Source organism: Streptomyces sp. NBC_01537 (genome assembly GCF_045040445.1).
GTDB lineage: Bacteria > Actinomycetota > Actinomycetes > Streptomycetales > Streptomycetaceae > Actinacidiphila.
This window is the reverse complement of sequence record NZ_CP109392.1, coordinates 4562744-4584552: the sequence shown is the minus strand read 5'-3', so window position 1 is coordinate 4584552 and position 21809 is coordinate 4562744. Positions and strand designations below refer to the sequence as shown.

The 21809-nt window shown below is 71.3% G+C and carries 15 protein-coding genes; 8 read left to right on the top strand and 7 right to left on the bottom strand.

Annotated elements, in window-relative coordinates; genetic code table 11:
• Positions 1 to 29: 29 nt before the first annotated feature.
• Positions 30 to 3359 (bottom strand): S8 family peptidase, encoded by a 3330-nt coding sequence (locus tag OG607_RS21040; protein ID WP_405725461.1) that lies wholly within the window; start codon positions 3357 to 3359, stop codon positions 30 to 32.
• 241 nt (positions 3360 to 3600) lie between these two features.
• Between OG607_RS21040 and OG607_RS21035 the strand changes: the two genes are divergently transcribed.
• Positions 3601 to 7278 (top strand): hypothetical protein, encoded by a 3678-nt coding sequence (locus OG607_RS21035; protein WP_405725458.1) that lies wholly within the window; start codon positions 3601 to 3603, stop codon positions 7276 to 7278.
• A 124-nt stretch (positions 7279 to 7402) separates the two neighbouring features.
• Positions 7403 to 8893, top strand: coding sequence for a subtype B tannase (locus OG607_RS21030; protein WP_405725455.1), 1491 nt, complete (start codon positions 7403 to 7405; stop codon positions 8891 to 8893).
• Between the two features lie 45 nt (positions 8894 to 8938).
• Here OG607_RS21030 and OG607_RS21025 read toward each other — a convergent pair whose 3' ends face one another.
• Positions 8939 to 9988: a LacI family DNA-binding transcriptional regulator gene (locus OG607_RS21025; protein ID WP_405725452.1), complete on the bottom strand. Its 1050-nt coding sequence runs from the start codon at positions 9986 to 9988 to the stop codon at positions 8939 to 8941.
• 202 nt (positions 9989 to 10190) lie between these two features.
• On the opposite strand from OG607_RS21025, the gene OG607_RS21020 reads away from it, so the two are divergent.
• Positions 10191 to 10973 (top strand): TIM barrel protein, encoded by a 783-nt coding sequence (locus OG607_RS21020; protein WP_405725450.1) that lies wholly within the window; start codon positions 10191 to 10193, stop codon positions 10971 to 10973.
• A gap of 44 nt (positions 10974 to 11017) precedes the next feature.
• Positions 11018 to 12043, top strand: coding sequence for a Gfo/Idh/MocA family oxidoreductase (locus tag OG607_RS21015; protein ID WP_405725448.1), 1026 nt, complete (start codon positions 11018 to 11020; stop codon positions 12041 to 12043).
• Positions 12044 to 12141: 98 nt separating this feature from the next.
• On the opposite strand, the gene OG607_RS21010 is transcribed toward OG607_RS21015, so the two are convergent.
• The gene (locus OG607_RS21010) at positions 12142 to 12315 is read right to left on the bottom strand and encodes a CsbD family protein (RefSeq protein WP_405725445.1); all 174 of its coding nucleotides are present in this window, start codon (positions 12313 to 12315) and stop codon (positions 12142 to 12144) included.
• Positions 12316 to 12815: 500 nt separating this feature from the next.
• On the bottom strand, positions 12816 to 13790 hold the full coding sequence (locus tag OG607_RS21005; RefSeq protein ID WP_405725442.1) for a DUF1152 domain-containing protein: 975 nt from the start codon (positions 13788 to 13790) through the stop codon (positions 12816 to 12818).
• Between the two features lie 54 nt (positions 13791 to 13844).
• On the opposite strand from OG607_RS21005, the gene OG607_RS21000 reads away from it, so the two are divergent.
• Positions 13845 to 14690 carry a DUF1932 domain-containing protein gene (locus tag OG607_RS21000; protein WP_405725439.1) on the top strand — a complete coding sequence of 282 codons (846 nt, stop codon included), beginning with the start codon at positions 13845 to 13847 and terminating at the stop codon, positions 14688 to 14690.
• A 190-nt stretch (positions 14691 to 14880) separates the two neighbouring features.
• Positions 14881 to 16449 carry a carbohydrate-binding protein gene (locus OG607_RS20995; RefSeq protein WP_405725436.1) on the top strand — a complete coding sequence of 523 codons (1569 nt, stop codon included), beginning with the start codon at positions 14881 to 14883 and terminating at the stop codon, positions 16447 to 16449.
• A 131-nt stretch (positions 16450 to 16580) separates the two neighbouring features.
• Here OG607_RS20995 and OG607_RS20990 read toward each other — a convergent pair whose 3' ends face one another.
• Positions 16581 to 18182, bottom strand: a complete 1602-nt coding sequence (locus OG607_RS20990) for an MFS transporter (protein WP_405725433.1) — start codon at positions 18180 to 18182, stop codon at positions 16581 to 16583.
• Positions 18183 to 18333: 151 nt separating this feature from the next.
• Between OG607_RS20990 and OG607_RS20985 the strand changes: the two genes are divergently transcribed.
• The gene (locus OG607_RS20985) at positions 18334 to 19329 is read left to right on the top strand and encodes an Lrp/AsnC family transcriptional regulator (protein ID WP_405736941.1); all 996 of its coding nucleotides are present in this window, start codon (positions 18334 to 18336) and stop codon (positions 19327 to 19329) included.
• Between the two features lie 25 nt (positions 19330 to 19354).
• On the opposite strand, the gene OG607_RS20980 is transcribed toward OG607_RS20985, so the two are convergent.
• Entirely contained in the window at positions 19355 to 20275 is a 921-nt protein-coding gene (locus tag OG607_RS20980) for an alpha/beta hydrolase (RefSeq protein ID WP_405725430.1), read from the bottom strand.
• Positions 20276 to 20382: 107 nt separating this feature from the next.
• Between OG607_RS20980 and OG607_RS20975 the strand changes: the two genes are divergently transcribed.
• Complete coding sequence (locus tag OG607_RS20975; RefSeq protein WP_405725427.1) at positions 20383 to 21315, top strand: LacI family DNA-binding transcriptional regulator; 933 nt, start codon at positions 20383 to 20385, stop codon at positions 21313 to 21315.
• 17 nt (positions 21316 to 21332) lie between these two features.
• Here OG607_RS20975 and OG607_RS20970 read toward each other — a convergent pair whose 3' ends face one another.
• On the bottom strand, positions 21333 to 21794 hold the full coding sequence (locus tag OG607_RS20970; RefSeq protein WP_405725424.1) for a hypothetical protein: 462 nt from the start codon (positions 21792 to 21794) through the stop codon (positions 21333 to 21335).
• Positions 21795 to 21809 lie beyond the last annotated feature (15 nt).

Sequence of the window (21809 nt, the reverse complement as noted above, 5' to 3'; positions counted from 1 at the left end):
CGCGCTTCCGGCAGGCCTTTCCCCTCACTTCACTTGCCGTAGTACGCGTTGTAGATCGAGATCATCGACGTGTTGTTCTTCTTGTCGGTGATCTTGGCGCGGAGGGAGACGGCCTTCCCCTTGGCCGGGTTCTTCACGGTGATCCTGCCGTGCGTGACGGTGACCTTCTTCCACGTCCGGCCGTGGTCGTACGACACCCACACCGCCAGCGACTTGAGGTTGCGGCCCTTGGCCGGGCCCTCGACGGTGACCGGGAAGGTGGCCTTCTTTCCCGCGACGACCTTGCTGTCCAGGCCGGTGGTGACGTTGAAGCGGACCGAGGAGGCCGGCAGCTGGACCGCCAGGCCGCCGGACGGCTTCTTCGAGCGGAACGTCCAGGTCGCGTCGATCCGGTTGGAGGCGGCCGCGACAGCGGCGCTGCGCCTGACCGAGGTGGTCAGCCTGTACGTGGCGACGCCGGCCGGGACCTTGAACTGCTTGTCGCCGGTGAGCGGGTCGTGGTTGGTGCCGACCTTCACGCCGTTGCGGTACAGCGTCGTCGTCGCCGAGGTGAAGTCCGAGTCACCCGCGTGGCCCGCGCCGTCGGTGAACATCCGCATCATGCCGTAGACGCTGTTGCCGTCGCGGTAGACGCCGTTGCCGAAGGTCTCGCTGCCCGTGATCCGCGGCGCGACCACGGCCGCGTTGAACTTCTGCTGATAGGTCCGGCCGGCCTTGAGAGGGAGGTAGTCCTCGGCCCCGGAGGTCACGTCGGAGAGCGGGTTGCCGTCGGCGTCCTTCTTCCCGGAGTACTGGTAGAAGTCGGGCCGCCACTGGACGCCCTCGATGGCCGACACGTGGTACGTGCGAGTGCTGGGCAGCGTCTGCGGGACGGCGTCGGCGAAGGCGGACCGGTAGCCGAGGCCGTCGGACACGACGCCGGTGAGCGTGACGGCGCCTGTCTTGCCGGGGACCGAGGAGCCCATGCCGACCTTGAGGGTGGCGAAGTCGGCGGCCTTGTAGTGGCGGACGTACGCCCCCTTGAGCTTCTTCACCGTGGCGGCGGCGGCGATGTCGTACTCCGCCTTGCCGCCCTTGGTCCACTGCCCGGACCAGGTCTGGGTCAGGTAGGGGACCGCCGGGCCGATGTGCGCGATCCGGAGGTCGGAGAAGGAGTGCACCAGGACGCTGCTTCCGTTCTGCCCGTTCGCACCCGCGTAGTACTTGTACCCCACCTCGGCGTTCAGCGGCTTGGCCGCGGCATCCGGCACGGTGATGTCGGGCGACTTGGCCTTGTTCAGGTCGAGCGTGATCGTCGTGTCCTTGGTGACCTTGAACAAGGGCGCGATCAGCCAGTCGAGGCCGCCCTCATAGGTGGTGAGGTTCTTCGAGCTGAACGACTCCAGCATGAACGTGCCCTTGGTCACGCGGATGGTGTCCGTGTCGGCGGTGGACTCCGACGACTGGTAGGAGAGCGCTTCCGCGCTGTCGACGCTCAGCACGGAGGAGAGGTGCAGCGGGGCCTCACCGGCGCGGTTGATGTACTTCAGGGTGAGGTTGTAGTGCTCGGTCTCCCGGATGACGCCCACCGAGGTACGGACGCTCTGGCCGTCGCCCGTGGCCGTCACGACACCCGAGTAACCGCCGTTGAGGGTGCCGCCCAGCTTGGTGTTCACGGTGACGCCGGCCGAGGCCGTGCCGCCGGCCGGGACGGTGACCGTGGTCGAGGCGAGGCCGAAGAAGCCCGCCGGGGCCGCTTTGCCCTTGGGGTCGCGGCCCGCGACGGACAGGGCCAGCGTGATGTCCTTCGTACCGAGGTTGCGGTACGTCACCTGCTGGGTCGCCGGGGTGTCGTCGGTGTGCGGCCACTGCTGGACGGGGAAGAGCACCGACGCCGACTCGGCGACCACGGTCTGCGCGATGGCCTTGTCGACCTGGATGCGGCCCGCACCGCCCTGGAACGCCGAGTAGTCGCCCGCCTTCGTGGAGCCGATGAGCGCGTCCTTCAGCCGGCTGAAGGTCCAGTCCGGGTGCTCCTGCTTGAGGATCGCGGCGGCGCCGGCCACATGCGGGGTCGCCATGGACGTACCCGAGATCGTCAGGTAGCCGGCGGGGTTCTCGCCGACCTCCTTGTCGACGACGCTGCCCTTGGCCGCGGCGGCGGTGATCTGCACGCCGGGTGCGGTGACGTCCGGCTTGATGGTGCCGTCGGCGGTCGGGCCCCGGCTGGAGAAGTAGGCGAGCTTGTCCGCGCTGTCGACGGCGCCGACGGTGAGCGCGTCGGCCGCGCTGCCCGGGGAGTCGATGGTCGAGGCGCCCCCCTCGCCCTCGTTGCCGGCGGCGATGGCGAAGAGCATGTTCTTGGTCTCGGAGAGCTTGTTCACCTCGGCTTCGAGCGCGTCGACGCCCTCGCTGTCGGCGCCGCCGAGGCTGAGGTTGACGATGTCGGCGCCCTGCTGGGCGGCCCACTCCATGCCCGCGAGGATGCTGGAGTCGTCACCGTTGCCCTCGTCGTCCAGGACCTTGCCGTTGAGGATCTGCGCGCCGGGCGCGACCCCCTTGTACTTGCCGCCGGACTTGGCGCCGGTGCCCGCGATGATGGACGCCACGTGCGTGCCGTGGCCGAAGCGGTCGACGGTGTCCTTGGAACCGGAGAAGTTCTTGGCGGCGATCACCTGGGTCTTCAGGTCCGGGTGGGTCGTGTCGACACCCGTGTCCAGGACGGCGACCTTGACGCCCTTGCCGTTGTAGCCCTTCGCCCAGGCCGTGGGCGCGCCGATCTGCGGCACCGACTTGTCGAGGGCGGCCTTGCGGACGCCGTCGAGCCAGACGTGGGCGACGCCGGAGGCGGCCTTGTCGCCGTCGGTGACCGCGTCCCACAGCTCCGGCGTGTCCGCGACCGGGGTCTGCACCGCGTCCGCGTTCAGCTGCTTGAAGGTCGCGTGCAGCGTTCCGGTGTCCCGGACGTTCGCCTTCGCGGCGGATGCGGCGCCCTTGTAGCCGACGATGACCTTCAGGCCGTTCCGCTGGCTCTTGCGGGTGGCGGCCTTGTTGAGCACGGTGACGTCGAACAGCCGCTGGTCGATCCTGCCACTCGCGATCAGCCGGACCGCGTCCATCGGTATGACGAGGGTGTGGCCGCCGACGGTGCGCATCTGCACGGGGACGCGCTCGCGCCCCTTGGCCCGTTCCACGCCGACGACCTTGCCCTTGGCGTCGACGACGACACGGTCACCGGTGATGAGGGTGATGGTGTGATTGCCGGTGACGGCCGCGCCTTTGACTGTGGTCACGGACGTCGCCTGTGCCGTGCTGGTCAGTCCCGTGGCGAGGGCGGCCACCGCCGCTGCCGCGGCTGTGCCCACGCAGGCGATTCTCATTTGTTTGCGCAAGGTTCCCCCTGGAGCCGGAGTGTCGGGTGATGCGTTGCCGGTCTGCCGGCGACACCGAGACTCGCAAGCGGAAAGTTGATGCACAGCCCCCTCCCACCAGATGAATCAACTCGGAGGACTCCGCCCGGCTGTCATCAACGCCACACACCCGAGGCGCACCTTTTCGCACCGCAGCGGCATCTAACGCGGTGACCGGAATGGTTCGCTCCGTGCAGGAGGAGGTGGGCCCGTGGGCCGTCCCGAGAAACCCCTGGACCCGAAGGCCGGGCCCGTCCAGCGCCTCGCGCACGAACTGCGCGAGCTGCGCCGGGCCGCCGGCAACCCGTCGTACCAGAGCATGGCCGCGAAGGCCGGGTTCTCCGCGACGACGCTGTCCCGGGCCGCGTTCGGGGAACGGCTGCCGTCGCTCGACGTCCTGCGGGGATACGTACACGCCTGCGGGGGCGAGCCCGGGGAGTGGGAGCCGCGCTGGAAGGAAACCGAAGCGGCCAGCGTCGAAGCCGTACGGGAGGAGGCGCAGGACACGAGTCCGCCGTACCGGGGGCTGGCCCGCTTCGAACCCGGCGACCGGCATCTGTTCTTCGGCCGCGACCGGATGGCGGAGGAGCTGACCGGGCTGGTGCAGAATCACCGGCTCGCGGTGCTGTTCGGCGCGTCCGGGAGCGGCAAGTCCTCGCTGCTGCGGGCCGGGCTGATCCCCCGCCTCCAGGAGAGGATCGCCGGCCGGAGGAGCCCGGCGGTGCTGCGGATCCTGACCCCCGGTGCGCGGCCCGCTGCTGCCTACGGCCACCTCCTGGCGCCCGCCGAGGGCGAGCCCGAGAGCTGGGTCGTGGTCGACCAGTTCGAGGAGGTCTTCACCCTCTGCAAGGACCCGGCCGAGCGGGCCCGGTTCATCGACCTCCTGCTGGCCTCAAGGGCTCCGGGCAGCCGGCTGCGGGTCCTGATCGCCGTACGCGCGGACTTCTACGCCGCCTGCCTGGAGCACCGGGGCCTGGCGGACGCGCTGAACGGCGCCGGACTGGCACTCGGGCCCATGACCGCGGACGAACTGCGCGAGTCGGTGGTCAGACCGGCCGCCGCGACCGGCCTCATGGTCGAGCGGGAACTGACCGCGCGGATCGTCGAGGAGGTCCTGGACGAACCCGGCGCCCTGCCCATGCTCTCCCACGCGCTGCTGGAGACCTGGCGCCGGCGCAGGAGCCGGATGCTGACCCTCGCCGCGTACGAGGCGGCCGGCGGGGTGCGCGGCGCGATCGCGGCGACCGCGGAGGAGGCGTACGAGCAGCTGTCCCCGCCGCAGGCGCGCGCCGCGCGGCAGTTGCTGCTGCGGATGGTGGAGCCGGGCCGGGGCGCCCCCGACACCCGGCGCCCGCTGACCCGGGTGGAACTGGACGAGTGGGCGGACCCCACGGTGCCGCCGGTCGTCGAGCGGCTGGCCGGCGCCCGGCTGCTCACCGCCGACGAGGACGGCGTCCAGCTCGCCCACGAGGCGCTGCTCACCTGCTGGCCCCGCCTGGCCGCCTGGCTGGAGGAGGAGCGCGAGCGCCTGCGCCACCACCGGCAGCTGACCGAGGCCGCCCGCGCCTGGGCGGAGACCGACCGCGACCCCGGCGCCCTGTACCGCGGGGCTCGGCTCGACCGCGCACAGGAGCTGTTCACGCACGACGGCTCGCTCACCGCGACCGAGCGGGCCTTCCTCACGGCGGCGCTGGAGGCCCGCGACGCGGAGCGCCGTACGGCCGTCCTGGCCGCCCGCCGCTCCCGGATCCTGCTCATGTCGTTGTCCGCCGTCCTGGCTGTGGCCCTGCTCGCCGGGCTGACCGCCTGGACCCAGCACCGCGCCAACGACCGCCAGCGCACCGATGCCACCGCCCGCCGCGTCGCCGCCGTCGCCGACTCCCTGCGCACCACCGACCCGCGCACCGCGATGCTGCTCGGCGCCGCCGCCTGGCGGACCTCCGCGCTGCCCGAGACCCGCACTGCCCTGTTCGACGCGCTCGCCCAACCCGAACTGGACGCCTTCACCGACCCCACGCCGGGCAACGAATCCAATGACTTCCTCACCGACTCCGGCCGCACCCTGCTCGGCGTCAACGGACGGACCTGGCGCACGTGGAACGTGGCCACGCACCGCCGCACCGCCTCGGGGACGCTCCCGGCCGGGACGCAGGCGTTCGCCGCGGGCCCCGGCGGCCGGGCACTCGCGCTGTACACGGACGACGGGATACGGCTGTGGGACACGGCGCGGGACCGCTGGACCGGTGAGGCGCGCCTCCTGCCCCGTGCCTCCACCGACATCGCCTTCGGCACCAGCGGTCGCAGCTACCTGGTGAGCGACTCGCGCGACGACCGCGTACAACTGCGCTCCCTCACCGACGGCCGGCTGCTCTTCGAGACCCGCGCGCCCGGTACGGCTGTCGCCCCGAGCCCCGACGACCGGTACGTGGCCGTCTGCACCGCCGGGAAGGCCCCGCAGGTCTGGGACACGCACAGCCACAGCACGCTCCCCGGCGCGTGGAGCGGCGACCGCGGCCTGTGCGACGAAGGCGACGTGGACGTGGTGTTCGGCGCCCACCGGTTCGCCGTCGTGTCGCCGCCGGGCGTGCGCGTGTGGGACACGAGGACGGGACGCCAGGTGGCCGCTCTCGACGACTCGCAGGTGAAGTCCGCCGTGATCAGCGCGGACGGGGCGTTCCTGGCGACCGCCGACGGCGCGCAGATCAAGGTCTGGCGCCTCTCGGCCACCGACACCCCCGTCTTCAGCCACTCCCTCGACGAGCAGCAGACCTACGGCACCCTGGCCTGGGACCCCGGCCACGCCACCCTCCGCTACCTGACGGGCGGCACCGTCCACTCCTTCGACACGGCGACGGCCACCACGTCGGCCTGGCGCGCCCGCGCCCTGGACGGCGTCCTGCTCGCCCCGGACGGGCACACGCTCGCCACCGCCGAACGCAGCGGCACCCAGTACCGATTCGAGCTGCGCGACACCCGCGACGGGCACGTGCTGCGGACTCTGCCGTCCGTGCCGCTCGCCGACTCCGCCGCCCCACTGATGGCGTTCAGCGCCGACGGCAGGACGTTCGCGTACGGCGTCTCTGCCCGGCGGATCACCATCTGGGACCTGCGCCGCAGCCGCGCCCTGGCCACCCTGGACCTGGCACCGGCGGGATCCACGGCGGGCGTGGTCGCCCTCGCCCTCGGCTCCGGCGGCCGCACCCTGTACGCGGCCCGTCCGACGGACGACGGCCAGGTGGTGGACGAGGTGTGGGACACGACGGCCCACCGCAGGCGGGCCGTGCTGACGGGACTGGCGAGCGCCCACCTCACACTCCGCGCCGACGGCCGGCTCCTCGTCGGCGACAACCACGCCGCCCGCCTCACCGCAGAGATCCCCGACGGCCGTTCCACTGCCCTGAACCTGGTCCAGGGCGAGGGGATCGAGGCCCTCGCCTTCGCGGCCGACGGCTCCCGGCTGGCCGCGAGCGACCTCACCGGCCGAGTGGCCCTGTGGGACGGCGATCTGCGCCACCGCGTGGGCGTCCTGCGCAACGCCTTCCCCGGCTCCCCGGCCAACAGCCCGGAGACCGTCAGCGCTCTCGCCCTGAGCCCCGACGGCCGTACGCTCGCCGTCGGCGGCGACCAGGGAACGCTCCAGCTGTGGGACACGGAGACCCTGCAACCGCTCGGCGGCCCCCTGCGGACCCCCGGCGAGGCGATCGCCTCCCTGGCCTTCGCCGCCGACAACCGCACCCTGTACGCCGCCGGCGCCCACGTCCCCGTACAGGGGTACGCCGTCGACCCCGTCCAGGCGGTCCGACAGGTCTGCGCCCGCGCGGGCGCAGACCTGACCCGGGCACAGCGGAAGACATACGTGCTGCGGACCGCCCCCGTATGTCCGCGATGAAACATGTACGTTAGCAATAAGGTCAACATGATTGTTGACAATGTTGTGCGAGGGTCCTACGTTCGCTGTGACAACGCCGGTACCGGGCGTCACGCGCACCTACGCGAATGCGAAGGAGAGACCAGTGAAACGCAGGACCATGGTCAAGGGATTTGCCGCGGCCGCCGCGGTGCCGGCGGTCGGCGTCGCCCTCGGTTCGCCGGCATCGGCCGCGACCGGCTCGGCGTCCTCGGACTCGCTCGTCTTCGATCCGGCCGGTTACACGGAACTGACCACCACCATCACGGACACCGACGGCGTCGCCCACGAGGTGGTCTACCACTTCTACAAGGCCATCACCTACGTGGCCAAGCCGGTGGACGCGACGTACCAGTCCCTGAACGTCAGTGTTCCCGTGAAGATCGACGGAACGGCCGTCGACGCGACCCACGCGCCCATCCTGCTCGCCAACCAGGTGGGCGGATACATGCCGTCGTCGACGGCGAGCGCCACCGGCATCGGCGGCGCCATGGGCCCCGCCGGCACGATCAGCCGCCAGCAGCTGGCGCTCGCCGCCGGGTACGTCGTCGTGGAGCCGGGCGCCCGCGGCCGCACCCTGGTCGACTCCAGCGGTACGTACTACGGCACCGCGCCCGCCGCCATCGTGGACCTCAAGGCCGCCGTACGGTACGTGAAGTCCAACAAGGGCCGCATCCCGGGCAACGTGCACCGGATCGTCTCCGCCGGCGTCAGCGCCGGCGGCGCCCTGTCCTCCCTGCTCGGCGCGTCCGGCGACAGCCCGATCTACGACTCCTACCTCAAGGAGATCGGCGCGGCGGAGGGGAGCGACGCGATCTTCGCCACCGGCGCCTGGTGCCCGATCACCGACCTCGAACACGCCGACATGGCGTACGAGTGGAACTGGGGCGCCAACGCGCTGAGCAGCGGTTCGCTGGTCGACCGGACCATCTCCAAGGAACTGCGCACCGCGTACGGCGACTACCTGGCCTCCCTCAAGCTGCACGCCAAGGGCTTCGGCAAGCTCACCGTCCGCAACCTCGACGAGTACCTGGTGAAGACCCACCTGGAGCCCTCGGCCACCAAGTACCTCGCCGCGCTGTCGGACGCGGACCGCGCGACCTACCTGGCCGCGAACACGTTCATCACGTGGTCCGGCGGCAGGGCGACCTTCGCCTGGGCCGACTTCCTCACCCACGTCGGCGCGCGGAAGAAGGACGCCCCGTCGTTCGACCTCTTCGACCTGTCCTCCGGTGAGAACAACCTGTTCGGTACGGGGACCACGAAGGCCCGGCACTTCACGCTGTACAGCCTCCGGCACGAGAGCGGCAGCAGCGCGCGCCTCGACAGCGACATCCCCGGCAAGCTCGACCTGATGAACACGATGCACCACCTCGCCGGGGACGCCAACCAGAACCGGTCCAAGCACTGGTGGATCCGCCTCGGCACCAAGGACAGCGACACCTCGCTCTCGGTCGCGAGCAACCTCGGCGCCCGCCTGGAGAACCTGGGCGACGACGTCAACACCTCGTACTACTGGGACGCCGGTCACGGCGCGGACGAGGACCCGGGCGACTTCATCACCTGGATCGGCAAGGTGTCGGGCTACCGCAAGTAGTCCCAACCACGGCCTGAACCCCACCGACCACGACGCCGGTGGGGTTCAGGCCGTGGCGGGTGGTGGGGCCGTGGTGCCGCGCGTGATGAGATGCGGGGCGATGACGGTCTCCGTCCCGGGTGCGGGTTCGTCCGCCGGTTCGCCTTCCAGCCGGGCGATGGCCCGGCCGACCGCGAGTCCGGCCATGCGCGGGATGTCCTGGCCGACGGTGGTGAGGTCGATGTGGGCAAGGCGGGCGAGCCGGCTGTCGTCGAAGCCGATGACGGAGATGCCGGCGGGGACCGGGACACCGGCGCGGAGGAAGGTGTCGAGCAGGCCGGTGGCGCAGCGGTCGTTGAAGGCGAGCACGGCGGTGGGGGGCCGGGGGCGGGTGGCGAGCAGGGCGCGGGCGGCGGCGGCTCCGTCGTCCTCGGTCAGTCCGCCGGGCAGCACGCGGGCGTGGGCGGCGAGGCCGTGGCGGTTCATGGCGGTGCGGTAGCCGCGCCGGCGGTCGGCGGCGCCCGGGGCCCGGCCGCCGTCGACGTGGGCGATGTCGCGGTGGCCGAGCGCCACCAGGTGGTCCACGGCCTGGCGGGCTCCTTCGTCGTCGGCGGTCCGTACGACCTCGACGTTCCCGGCGGACGGGCGCAGCCGGCGGGCGAGGGACACGACCGGCAGCTGCGCGGCGAGTTCGGCCAGGCGGGCGGCGGGGGCCTGCGGGCCGAGCAGGATCAGGGCCTCGCAGCGGTCGGCGAGGAGGGTGTCCACGGCGTGCTGTTCGCTGCGGCTGGGGGCCACGGCGCTCAGGGCGACCTGGTAGCCGGCCGGTTCGGCCGCCGCGTAGATGCCCTCGACCAGGTCGGTGTGGAAGGCGTGCTGGAGGTCGAACTGCACGCCGAGCAGGCGTGAACGGTGGCTGCGCAGCAGCCGGGCCCGGGTGTCGGGCCGGTAGCCGATGTCCTTGGCGGCCTGCAGGACCCGTTCGCGGGTGGCGGCGCTCGCGCCCTTGGTCCCGCGGATGACGATGGAGACCAGTGCCGTGGACACGTTGGCCCGCGCGGCCACGTCGGCGAGAGTGGGCCGCTTCCCGTCCGGGACCTCGGGGGTCGGTGACACCGCTGCCCTCCCTGTCGTGGAGTTAAGAGGCCGCGCCGATAGGGCCCGCGGCGTCGCCCGCGCTCCCCATCGGCGCGGCCTCTAAGTCGCTGCTCCAAGGTACTGCAACGTTCTAGTTTTCGTGCGGCGGGCTCTTGACAGGCCGAGCCGGTGGCTGGCGTACTACTGGAACTAGAACGTTCTATACGTGGAGGTGGTGGCGATGGTCACGCTGGCTGTCTGCGCCGAGATGGTCTTCCGGGACCGCCCGATCCAGGAGCGGGTCCGCCGCATCCACGACGCGGGCTTCCAGGCCGAGATCTGGGACTGGACCCGGCACGACCTCGATGCCCTCGCCCGCACCCCGGCCGACTTCTCGTCCATGACCGGCTACATCAGCGGCACCCTGACCGACGAGGACGGCGCCGCCGAGCTGCTGCGCACCGCCGAGGAGTCGGTGAAGGCCGCCGAGCATCTGAGCTGCCCGCGGCTGAACCTGCACGGCACAGGCCTGGACGGCAGGGGCCTGCCCGTGGTGCCGGTGACCGGCGAGCCCGACGGCCCGATGCGGGCCACCGCCCACCGCACGCTCACCCGGATCGCCGAGCTGGGCGAGAGCGCCGGTGTCGTCTTCACCCTGGAGAACCTCAACACCGCCGTCGACCACCCCGGAGTGCCGTTCGCCAGGGCCGCCGACACCCTGGCCCTGGTCGAGGCCGTGGACCGGCCGGGCCTGCGGATGAACCTGGACCTGTACCACGCACAGATCGGCGAGGGAAATCTCATCGAACTGGTCCGCCGGGCGCACGGACTGGGCCTGATCGGAGAGATCCAGATCGCCGACGTACCGGGCCGCTGCGAGCCGGGCACCGGGGAGATCAACTACCCGGCCGTCGCACGGGTCCTCGCGGACCTCGGCTACGACGGCACGGTCGCCATGGAGGCCTGGGCCTCCGGTGACGACGACCTCGCCCTGGACCGTTTCCGCGCCGCCTTCACCCTCTGACTCACGCTGACCCACCCTCTGACAACGACGTACGGAGAACTCTCATGACCACTCAGCAGCCGCTCGCCGTCGCCCTCGTCGGCGCCGGACGAATGGGCTCCTTCCATGCGGAGTCCCTGGCCCGCCGCATCCCCGGGGCCCGGCTCGCCGCCGTCGCCGACCCGGCCCCGGGCGCCGCGCGGGGCCTCGCGGACCGGCTGGGCTGCCCCACGTCGTACACCGACATCGGCGAGCTGCTCGCCGACCCGGACGTCGACGCCGTGGTCATCTCCACCCCGGCCCGCACCCACGCCGACCTCGTCGAGGCGGCGGCGCGGGCGGGCAAGGCCATCTACTGCGAGAAGCCCATGGCCGTCACCCTCGCCGAGGCCGACCGCGCGATCGCCGCTGCCGAGAAGGCGGGCGTCGCCCTCCAGGTCGGCTTCAACCGGCGCTACGATGCCGGCTTCCGCGCCGCCCACGACAAGGTCGCCTCCGGCGCCATCGGCACCCCGCAGCTGCTGCGCTCGCTCACCCGCGACCCGAAGCTGGCCGACCCGGCGCCCATCCCGCCGTGGACGATCTTCCTGGAGACCCTCATCCACGACTTCGACACCCTGCGCTACCTCAATCCCGGCGCCGAGCCCGTCGAGGTCTTCGCCATGGCCGACGCCCTGGTCCGCCCCGACTTCAAGGACCGCGGCCTGCTCGACACCGCCGTCGTCACCATCCGCTTCGACAACGGCGCCATCGCCACCGCCGAGGCCAACTTCCAGGCCGTCTACGGCTACGACGTACGCGGCGAGGTCTTCGGCTCCGCCGGCATGCTCACCATGGGCGACGTCCGCCGCACCCACCTGACCTCCTACGGCGCGGAGGGCATCGCCGCCGAGTGCGTCACCTACGACCAGGACCTCTTCCACGACGCGTACGTCGCCGAGCTCGCCGACTTCACCACCTGCGTACGCACCGGGACCAGCCCCACCGTCACCGGCCAGGACGCCCGCGCCGCCCTGTCCATCGCCCTCGCCGCCGTCCAGTCGGTCACCACTGGCGGCCCCGTCCGGATCGACGAGCTCAAGGAGCAGTGAGCGCGAGGGACTGCGCTGCCGGACGCCCCGTCGGTCGCCACCAACCTCACCGTCGTCATGGCAGCCGAGCTGATCGCCGAGCGTTTTCGCGCACCGCGTCACCGCTTGAAAGCGGCCTTGGCCTTCTCTCCGGACTGCTTCAGGCTTCCCATGACCCGGCCGGCCCTGCCTTCCCTCTTCAGCCGCTGGTTTCCGGTGGCACGGCCGAAGCCTTCCTTGATCCTGCCCTTGACCACCTGCGTGTTGTTCTTGAACTTCGCTCCGAGGCTCATGGCTCTCCCATTTCGCTGGTCTCGTTCATACGCCTTGAGATACGCGGGGCCTACGGGGCCCGGGTGCGGCGAGGCGGGGAGGACGTCGACCGGGCGCGGCAGCGGTAGTGGTAGTGGCAGCGGTAGCGGCAGGGCCCGGGATGGGTCTGCGTGGTGCCTCGGGGGTGATTGGGGTCGGTTCGGTCTGGGGGAGGATGTGGTCCTCCAACCAGGCCAGGCCCATGACGGTGCCGAGCAGGACGAAGGGGGTCAGGGCGGGGAGGAGTAGCACGTACATGAGTACTGCCTGTCGTCGAATGCGTGCCGAGCCGACGGGCAACAGGATCATGCCCGGCAAGGAGCGCATCGAGAGTTCCCGCGCTGATGCGCATCAGGGTGCCTCCCGGGGAGGCGGTGGCTTGCGACGCTGCCGGGGGCCGGAGCCGCGTCCTCACAGGGCGCCTGCCCGCATGACTCAAGAAGATGCCGGCCGGTCGAGTGGCCGGCCCGGAGGAGAGCGATCAGTGCGGGATGGTGCGTGGCGGGCGCTGGCGGGGCAGTTCGTCGCGGAATTCCTCGATGATGGTGCTGATCTGCCGGGTGAGATGGGTCTGTTCCAGCCGGTCGAGGTAGAGGTTGCGGCGGGCCAGGCCGGGGGCGTCCACGCAGAAGTACAGGGACATCAGGGGGTTGACGAACAGCTCGCTGTGTTTGGTGCGTTCGGTGAACTGCACGTTGCCGAAGTCGCCCCGTACGGCGGCGGCTATGGAGCCGTTGACGATGCTGGGGTGGTCCGGGGTGCAGGCGTGGGCGTGGGCCACCGCTTCCAGGTAGAGCGCGCCCTCGCGGGAGGTCCGGGGGAGGGAGAACGCTCCGAGGTAGGCGCCGTCGCGTTCCAGGGCGGCGAGGTTCTCCAGGACGAGGGCGTGGTTGACGCCGTGGTAGGCGTCGATGCCGAAGCCGAGGCAGGCCACGAGCCGGTGCGGGACCTCGTGCAGCCCGTTGACGGCGGCGAGGCTGGCCATGTCCTCCTCGGGGGTGCCGAGTCCGTTCTCGTCGCCGCGCATGAGGATGTCGGTTCCGCCGTCGACCAGGACGATCGCGTCGACGGGGTCGGTGCCGCCGAGGTGGTCGAGCAGTGCCCGGTAGGCGGCGCGCAGCGGCTGCACGCCGGTGCGGCTGAGGGCGTACACGGTCGAGGGCAGGCCCTGCAGTTCGAGCCACTGGGCGAGGGTGCGTTCGGGGAAGTAGTCGCCTCGGGCGGTGGTGTCCGGGCGGATGGCGGCGACGTCGTGGTCCAGCCATACGTCCAGGTCCAGGCCGTACAGGTCGGCGAAGGAGAGGTTGGCCAGATGGACCTCCTTTCCCGACGCGCGCAGGGCGAGGGCCAGCGGGAGTCCGGCGTAGACGTCGAAGCCGCCGCCGGCACCGGCGATGAGCACGCGCCGGGCGTCGCGCAGCCGGGTGAACAGGGCGGGCTCGTGGAGGGAGAACACCGTGGGACGGTAACAGGGCGTCCCAGGTCAGGACTGCTGAATATGATCGGGCACATGATGGATCAGGGTGTCGGGATACTTCATCCGGGCTCGATGGGCGCCGAGGTGGGGCGGCAGATCGTGGCATCCGGCACGCCCGTCCTGTGGTTGCCGCAGGGCCGGGGAGAGGCGACGCGGCGGCGGGCGGAATCGGCCGGACTGCGTGCCGCGGCGGGCCTCGGGGAGTTGGCCGATTCCTGCTGGCTGATCATCAGCGTGTGCCCGCCCGCCGCGGCGCTGGACGTCGCCGAGCGGGTCGCGGCGTCGGGGTTCACCGGCGTCTACGCGGAGGCGAACGCGATCAGCCCGCAGCATGCCCTCCAGATCGCCGATCTGGTCGGCGCCGCCGGGGCCACGGTTGTGGACGGCGGGATCGTGGGGCCGCCGCCCCGGTCCTCCGGCGCGGCGCGGCTGTATCTGTCGGGGCCGCACGCGGCGGTGGACCGGGTACGCACGGTGTTCGACGGCACCTTCCTGGAGCCGGTCGTGATGAGTGGCGGTGTGGGTCGCGCCTCGGCTCTGAAGCTGGCGTTCGCCTCGTACAACAAGCTCACCTACGCGCTGGCGGCCCAGGCATGCGCACTGGCGGACGGGCACGGGGTGCTTGAGGAACTGCTCGCGTTGGCCCATGACAAGCTGCCGCGCACGCCGCTCGGGCAGGCCGAGCAGTTGCTGAGCGCGGGACCGCGTGCGTGGCGGTGGGCGCCTGAAATGGGAGAGATCGCCGAGGCGTGCGCCGCGGCGGGTCTCTCCGACGACCTCGTCAGGGCGTCTTCGGCTCTCTTCGAACGCTGGGAGTCCTTCAAGGACGCCGAGGATCTGACGTTGGATCAGCTGATCGCCGCCCTGGGCACTATGTAACGCCCGCCATTCATACTCGTGAACAAAAATTACGTACGTGGATATTGACGTGCCCATGGTCGCTCCCTAGCGTCGGAGAAAGCGCTTTCCGTCTGTGTATGCCAGGTACGACAGGGGGCCCTGTTCACGCACTCGGACAGATCAGACCTGCCAACCAGACACGGCGATCCACCGACCTGGAGGCACCACGATGCAAGCGAGACCCGTCATTACGTGTGTCAGCCTGCTGGCAGGCGCGCTCGTCGCGCTCTCCGGCAACGCGGCGCAGGCCGCGTCCGTCCGCTACGAGGCCGAGAGCTCCCCGGCGGTCTGCACCGGCACCATCGACTCCGACTGGACGGGCTACTCCGGCAGCGGATTCTGCAACGGCACCAACGCGTCCGGCGCCTACGCGCAGTTCACCGTGACCGCCGCCACCGCGGGCACGGCGACACTGAACGTCCGCTTCGCCAACGGGACCACCACCGCACGGCCCGCCGACGTCACGGTGAACGGCTCGGCGGCGACCTCGGCCTCGTTCGAGGCCACCGGCGCCTGGTCGACGTGGGCGACGAAGACGCTGACGGTGCCGGTGAGCGCGGGCAGCAACACCATCCGGCTCAACCCGACCACCGCCGCCGGCCTGCCCAACGTCGACTACCTCGACGCGGACGTCTCCGCAGCGGCGACAGGCACCGTGCTGTACGTGTCGCCGAGCGGCACCGACAGCGCGGCCGGAACGGAGTCGGCCCCGACCACGCTCACCTCGGCGATCAGCCGCATCACCTCCGGCGGCACGATCTACCTGCGCGGCGGGACCTACGCCTACTCGTCGACGGTCACCATCCCGGCCGGCACCGACGGCACCTCCAGTGCCCGCACCACGCTGTCCGCCTACCCGGGCGAGACCCCGGTGCTGAACTTCTCGGCCCAGAGCGAGAGTTCGTCGAACCGCGGGCTCCAGCTGAACGCCTCCTACTGGCACGTCTACGGCCTCACCGTCGAGCACGCGGGCGACAACGGGATCTACGTGGGCGGCAGCAACAACGTCATCGAGCGCACGGTGACGGCGTACAACCGCGACACGGGGCTGCAGCTCGGCCGGATCGCCTCCAGCACCCCGAGCAGCCAGTGGCCGTCCAACAACCTGATCCTGAGCGCGGAGTCGCACGACAACGCCGACTCCGACGGCGAGGACGCCGACGGCTTCGCCGCGAAGCTCACCACCGGCACCGGGAACGTCTTCCGCTACGCCGTCTCCCACAACAACATCGACGACGGCTGGGACCTCTACACCAAGACCGACACGGGCGCCATCGGCCCGGTGACCATCGAGTACTCCCTCTCCTACAACAACGGCACCCTGAGCGACGGCACCGTCAACGCCAACGGCGACCGCAACGGCTACAAGCTCGGCGGCGACGACATCGCGGTCAACCACGTCGTCCAGCACAGCATCGCCTACGGCAACGGCCATCACGGGTTCACCTACAACAGCAACCCCGGCACGATGACCATCTCGAACAACGTCAGCATCGACAACGCCGAGCGCAACTTCTCCTTCGACGCCGGTACTTCGGTGTTCCGGACCAACACCTCGTGCCGGTTCGCCGTCGACGGGTCCAACGACAAGACCGTCGGTGACGCCGACAGCTCCAACCAGTTCTGGACCGGCTCCAACGGATCCCGGTGCTCCTCCTACTCCGGGGCCCTGGGCTGGTCCTTCGCCTCGGACGGCCACCTCGCCGTCACCTTCGGCGGCACGGTGGTGACGCCGTAGCGCATGAGGCCCCCGGGCGGCTCGACGCCGCCCGGGGGCCTGGCGAGGGCCGGGCCCACCCGTGGTGGAGGAACAGCCCCTGTGAGACCCGCTGGACGCGGACGAGGGGCGTCACGCTGTCCGTCGATGCCTCACCGGACGAGATCGCCCGCCGTGCGCCGGCTGTCCTGCCGTAGGGATGAGCCGGCGATCGGGCGATCAGGTGCCTCCCGGGGGCGGCGCAGCAGGACGGCGGAGACCACGGCGGCGAGCAGGGTCAGGGCGGCGGCCACGATCAGGCAGAGGCGGAGGCCGTCGAGGAAGGAATCGCCCACCGCGGCAAGGACCCGCCCGGTGTCCGCGCCCAGGTTCAGCTGGGCGACCGCGCCCAGTCCGCCCGCGTCCGCGGCGGACACGATGGTCTGCTGCGTCCCGCCTGTCAGCCCGGCGTCGGCGAGATGACCGGGAAGCGTGTCGACGGCCCTGGTGGTGAGCAGCGCGCCGAGGACGGCCGGGCCCAGGGCGCCGCCGACCTGGCGGAAGGCGTTGTTGCCGGCAGCCGCCATACCGGCCAGCTGATACGGCACGGAGGCCACGGCGGTGGCTGTCATGGGGACGATGACGGTGCCCATGCCCAGGCCCAGCAGGGCCAGCCGCCAGGCCACGGAACCGAAGGAGGTGTCGGCGTCGAGGGGTATCAGCGAGAACAGCGAGCCCGAGACGACGATCAGGCCGCCGGTGATCAGGACGCGAGCGGAAACCCGGTGCATGAGACGCCCGACCGGCTGACCGACCACGATCGCCGTCAGGGTGACCATCAGCAGACGCCAGCCCGCCTGGAGGGTGTCGAGCTGCTGCACCATGCCGAAGTAGAGGCTGAGGACGAAGAAGAAGCCGATCAGCCCCAGGAAGCTGATCATCGCCACGAGGGTGGTGGCGGTGAAGGCCGGGCTGCGGAACAGGGCCAGGTCCAGCATCGGGCTCTCACTGCGCCGCTCGGCCAGGACGAAGGCGACGGCACTGACAGCGGCCGTGACCAGTGCCACCAGCACCTTGGTGTCCGTGAAGGAGCCGGCGCCGCCTTCGATGACGCCGTACACCACGGCGGTGATCGCCAGTGCGGCGGTGATCTGGCCGGGCCAGTCCAGTCGGCGCCCGTGCGCGGCGCGCGAGTCGGTCAGCAGCCGTGCGGCGAAGACCATGGCGACGAGGGACACGGGGACGGGCAGCAGGTAGATCCAGCGCCAGGCGAAGTGGTCCAGGAGCACCCCGGCGATCAGCGGGCCGACGGCCAGCGACATCAGCAGGGAGGTCGCCCACAGGCCGATGAACCTGCCGCGCTCCCGGTGGTCCGGGACCGCGTGGCTGATCAGCGCCAGCGTGGTGGGCAGCAGTGCGGCCGCGCCGAGACCCGCGACGGCCTGGCCGGCCCAGAGGACCTGGACCGACTGGGCGCAGAGGGCGACGCCGGCACCGATGGCGCAGAAGGCCAGGCCGGCCTGGAACACCTTCTTGCGCCCGTGGACGTCGCCGAAGACACCGGCGGTCAGGATGAGTGCGGCCATGGGCAGGACGAACGCGTCCGAGACCCAGGACAGTTGGGCGGTCGACGCACCCAGAGCCGCCTGGATGGCGGGCAGGCTCGCCGCGACGGTGGTGACCGGCAAGTAGGCGACGAAAACGCCCAGGCAGGCCATGACGAGCGTGGCCGCGCGCCGGTCGGTCGGCCCGCTCGCCGCGGTCGTGACGTTCATGCAAGTTCTCCAGTGGCTCGGATCGACTAACCCCGCAGTGCAGCATCGGTGATGCCCGCAACAACCACCAACGAATCAACTCACACTGAACACGAACCGCCACCTGATCCTCTCCAGGTGGCATACTTCCTCCGTGGCTGACGACATCGACATGAAGATCCTCCACGCATTGCTGTGCGCACCGCGTGCCCCGTTCCGGCGCATCGGTGAGGTGGTCGGCGTCTCGGAGCAGACCGCGGCCCGCCGCTACCACGCCCTGCGCCGCAGCGGGGTGGTGCGCGTGGCGGGCCTGGTCAACCCCAGCGTGTACGGACAGGCGCAGTGGGTCGCCCGCATCCGCTGCCGTCCGGACCGCGTCGGCCCGCTCGCCGACGCACTCGTCCGGCGGCCCGACATCGCCTACGCCAACCTCGCCTCCGGCGGCTCCGAGATCATCTGCGTCATCAGCTCACCGGTCGAGGCGGAGCGCGACGACATGCTGCTCCGGCAGCTGCCCAAGTCGGCCTCCGTCCTCGACCTGAGCATCGACCTGCTCATCCATCCGTTCGGCGACCCCGGCACCGTGGGCTGGACCAGCCAGGGCGGCCGCCTCACCCCCGAGCAGGTGCGGCAGCTCACCGGCGACCGGCCCGCCGCCCCCACCGGCCCTCTGCTGCCCCCGGCCGAAGAGGACGCCCCGCTGCTGGATGCCCTCGCCCAGGACGGCCGCACCACCCACACCGAGCTCGCCGCACTCACCGGCTGGTCCAAGGCCCGTGTCGCCCGCCGCCTCGAAGCCCTGGAGACCTCCGGCACCCTCTCCTATGACGTCGACTCGCTCCCCGAACGTCTCGGTTACCACCTCAACGCCACCCTCTGGCTGCGCGTCTCCCCCGCCCACCTCCAGCGCATCGGGGAAGAACTCGCCCGCCACGACGAAGTCGCCTTCGCCGGTGCCACCAGCGGCCGGCACAACGTGATGGCCATCGTCATCTGCCGCGACGCGGAGGACTTCTACCGCTACCTGACCACCCGGGTCGCCGCCATCCCCGGCATCGACGCCTACGACGTCAGCATCAGGGTCCGCCGCCTCAAACAGGCCGCGTCCCTCATCTCCCGCGGCCGCCTGGTCCGCCCGGCCCCCGTACAGGCCGCTGCTCGACAGTGATCGCGACGGTCAGGCGCTCAGGCGGTCAGGCGGTCAGCCGTGCGCCCAGCCAGGCGCGGCCGCGCTCCAGCAGTGCGCGGGCCACGCGCGTCTCGGGTGCCCATACCTCGAAGCCGTGGGGACCGCCGGGGACGAGGTCGAAGGCGCAGCCCACGCCCGCGTCGCGCAGGCGGTCGGCGTAGGCGCGGCACTCGTCGGCGAACAGGTCGATGTCGCCCACGCTGATCCAGGCCGGCGGCAGTCCGCGCAGGTCGGCGCGCCGGGCGGCGGCCGCGCGGTCGGGGGTGTGCGGGCCGCCGGGCTCGGTGCCGAGGTAGGCGGCCCATCCGGTCCGGTTCGCGGTGTTGCTCCACACCCGGTGTTGCAGCTGGTCGAGTTCGCGGCGTGCGGCGGTGCGGTCGTCGAGCATCGGGGAGAACAGCCACTGCCCGACCGGCTGGACCCCGCCGGCATCGTGCAGCCGCTGCGCCAGGCAGGCGGCCAGACCCGCGCCGGCGCTCGACCCCCCGACGGCGATGCGCTCCGGGTCGACCCCGAGGGTCCCGGCCGCCTTCTGCAACCACTGCCAGGCGTCCAGGACGTCGTCGAGAGGGGCCGGGAAGGGGTGTTCAGGGGCAAGGCGGTAGTTCGTCGAGACGACGACGATGCCGAGTTCATGCGCTGTCGCGGAGCAGAAGGCGTCGTCCTGGACGACATCGCCGATGACGTAGCCACCGCCGTGCACCCACAGCAGTGCCGCGCCCGAACCGCCACCCGCAGGGGTGTACAGGCGTATGCCCTGACCTTCGTCGAGGTTGCTGACGTCGACGCCCTCGACCGGCTTCCCCAGCCCGCGCCGGCGGACCAGGGCGCGCACGACGCGCCGTCCCCACTTCCCACGGATCGGCAGTCGCGGCATCCGCGCGACGCTGCGGCGCAGCTCCGGGTCGACCAGGTCGAGCTTCATGGAGGCGCGCCCTTTCCGGTGGTAAATCGTATTACCACGTGCCTGCGGTACTGTAACCAGCGCACCCACACCGCACAAGCCCCAGACCGGACCGCAGGAGCGAGCGAGTGAGCAGGTCCACGCGCGCGACGGCCAAAGACGTCGCCCGGGCCAGTGGCGTCTCGCAGACCACGGTGAGTTTCGTCCTCAACGACGCGGCCGGGCACGTCTCCCAGGAGACGCGGGAGCGCGTACAGCAGGCCGCTCGCGCGCTCGGCTACGTCCCCAACGGATCGGCGCAGGCATTGCGCAAAGGGGCGTCCCGCATCGTCCTGCTCAACGTCGAGGGAATCCCCACCGGCAGCAGCCTCGGCGGCTACATCCACGGCCTCGACGCCGAGCTCGCCTCGCACAACCACGTGCTCCTCGTGCTTCACGGCCACCTCTCCTCCCAGGCACTCTCCGACGTGGCCCAGGCCGTCTCCGCCCGAGCCGTGATCGACCTGAGCAACGCCGGCCACGCGGACGCGCTCGCCACCGACACCCACACCTCCCTCGACGCCTTCTCCGCACAGGCCGACGTCCCGGTCCGCCACCTCGTCGACCGAGGCCACCGGCACATCGCCACCGTCCTGCCGGACACCCCTGAACTCCAGGCCCTCGCCGGCCTACGAGAGCGACTCATCCGCCAGGCCGCCCACACCGCAGGCCTGGACGGCTGCCCGACACTCGTCCTTCCCAGCAGCCTCGGCCCCGCCGAGGAACGGCTACGGTCCTTCCGCGCCGAACATCCGGAAGTGACCGCCGTCGTGGCCTACAACGACGACCTCGCACTCGTGACGCTCGCCGCGATGCGACGCATCGGTCTGCGGGCGCCCGCGGACCTCGCCGTCATCGGATTCGACGACACCCCGCACGGAGCACTGTTCTCTCCCGCCTTGACCACCGTGCACATTGATGCGGAGGCCATCGGCCGAATCGCCGCGCGCAAAGCACTCGGCCTGCCGGCCGCCGACACCACCCCCGAACCGGCGCGGGTGATCGTTCGGGAATCCGGGTAGTGCCGGGCCGGGGTCGGCTACTTGTCGCTGCTGGTGGCGGCCTCCGCGGACGGCCACTGCGCCAACGAGATCATCCCCATCACCCGGTGGATGAGGAAGGCGGCCAGCGGCAGTTCGACGAACACCGCGAGCGCCGCCGACAGCCAGACCTCCGAGGTGCCGAAGGCGAGCGACACGTCGAACCACGCGTCGCAGATCAGCAGCACCGCCATCGCGAGTCCCGACACGATGACGGCCCGGTGCCGCAGCCAGCCGAGGATCGCGGTGGACGCCATCGCGATCACGAGCAGGACGTCGAATCCGACCCAGCTCGCGCGCCACTGGTGGACCTTGTACTCGGACGGCAGCGTCAGCGCCAGCACGACCGTCCACGGGACGAGCCCGACAGCGCAGACGGTGAGCAGTTCCAGCGTGTGACGTCGGTGCCGTCGTACCCGCTCGAGCACGTCGGTCGCCGTGCCTGCCTGTGAGTCGCTCACGTCGACTGCTCCGTT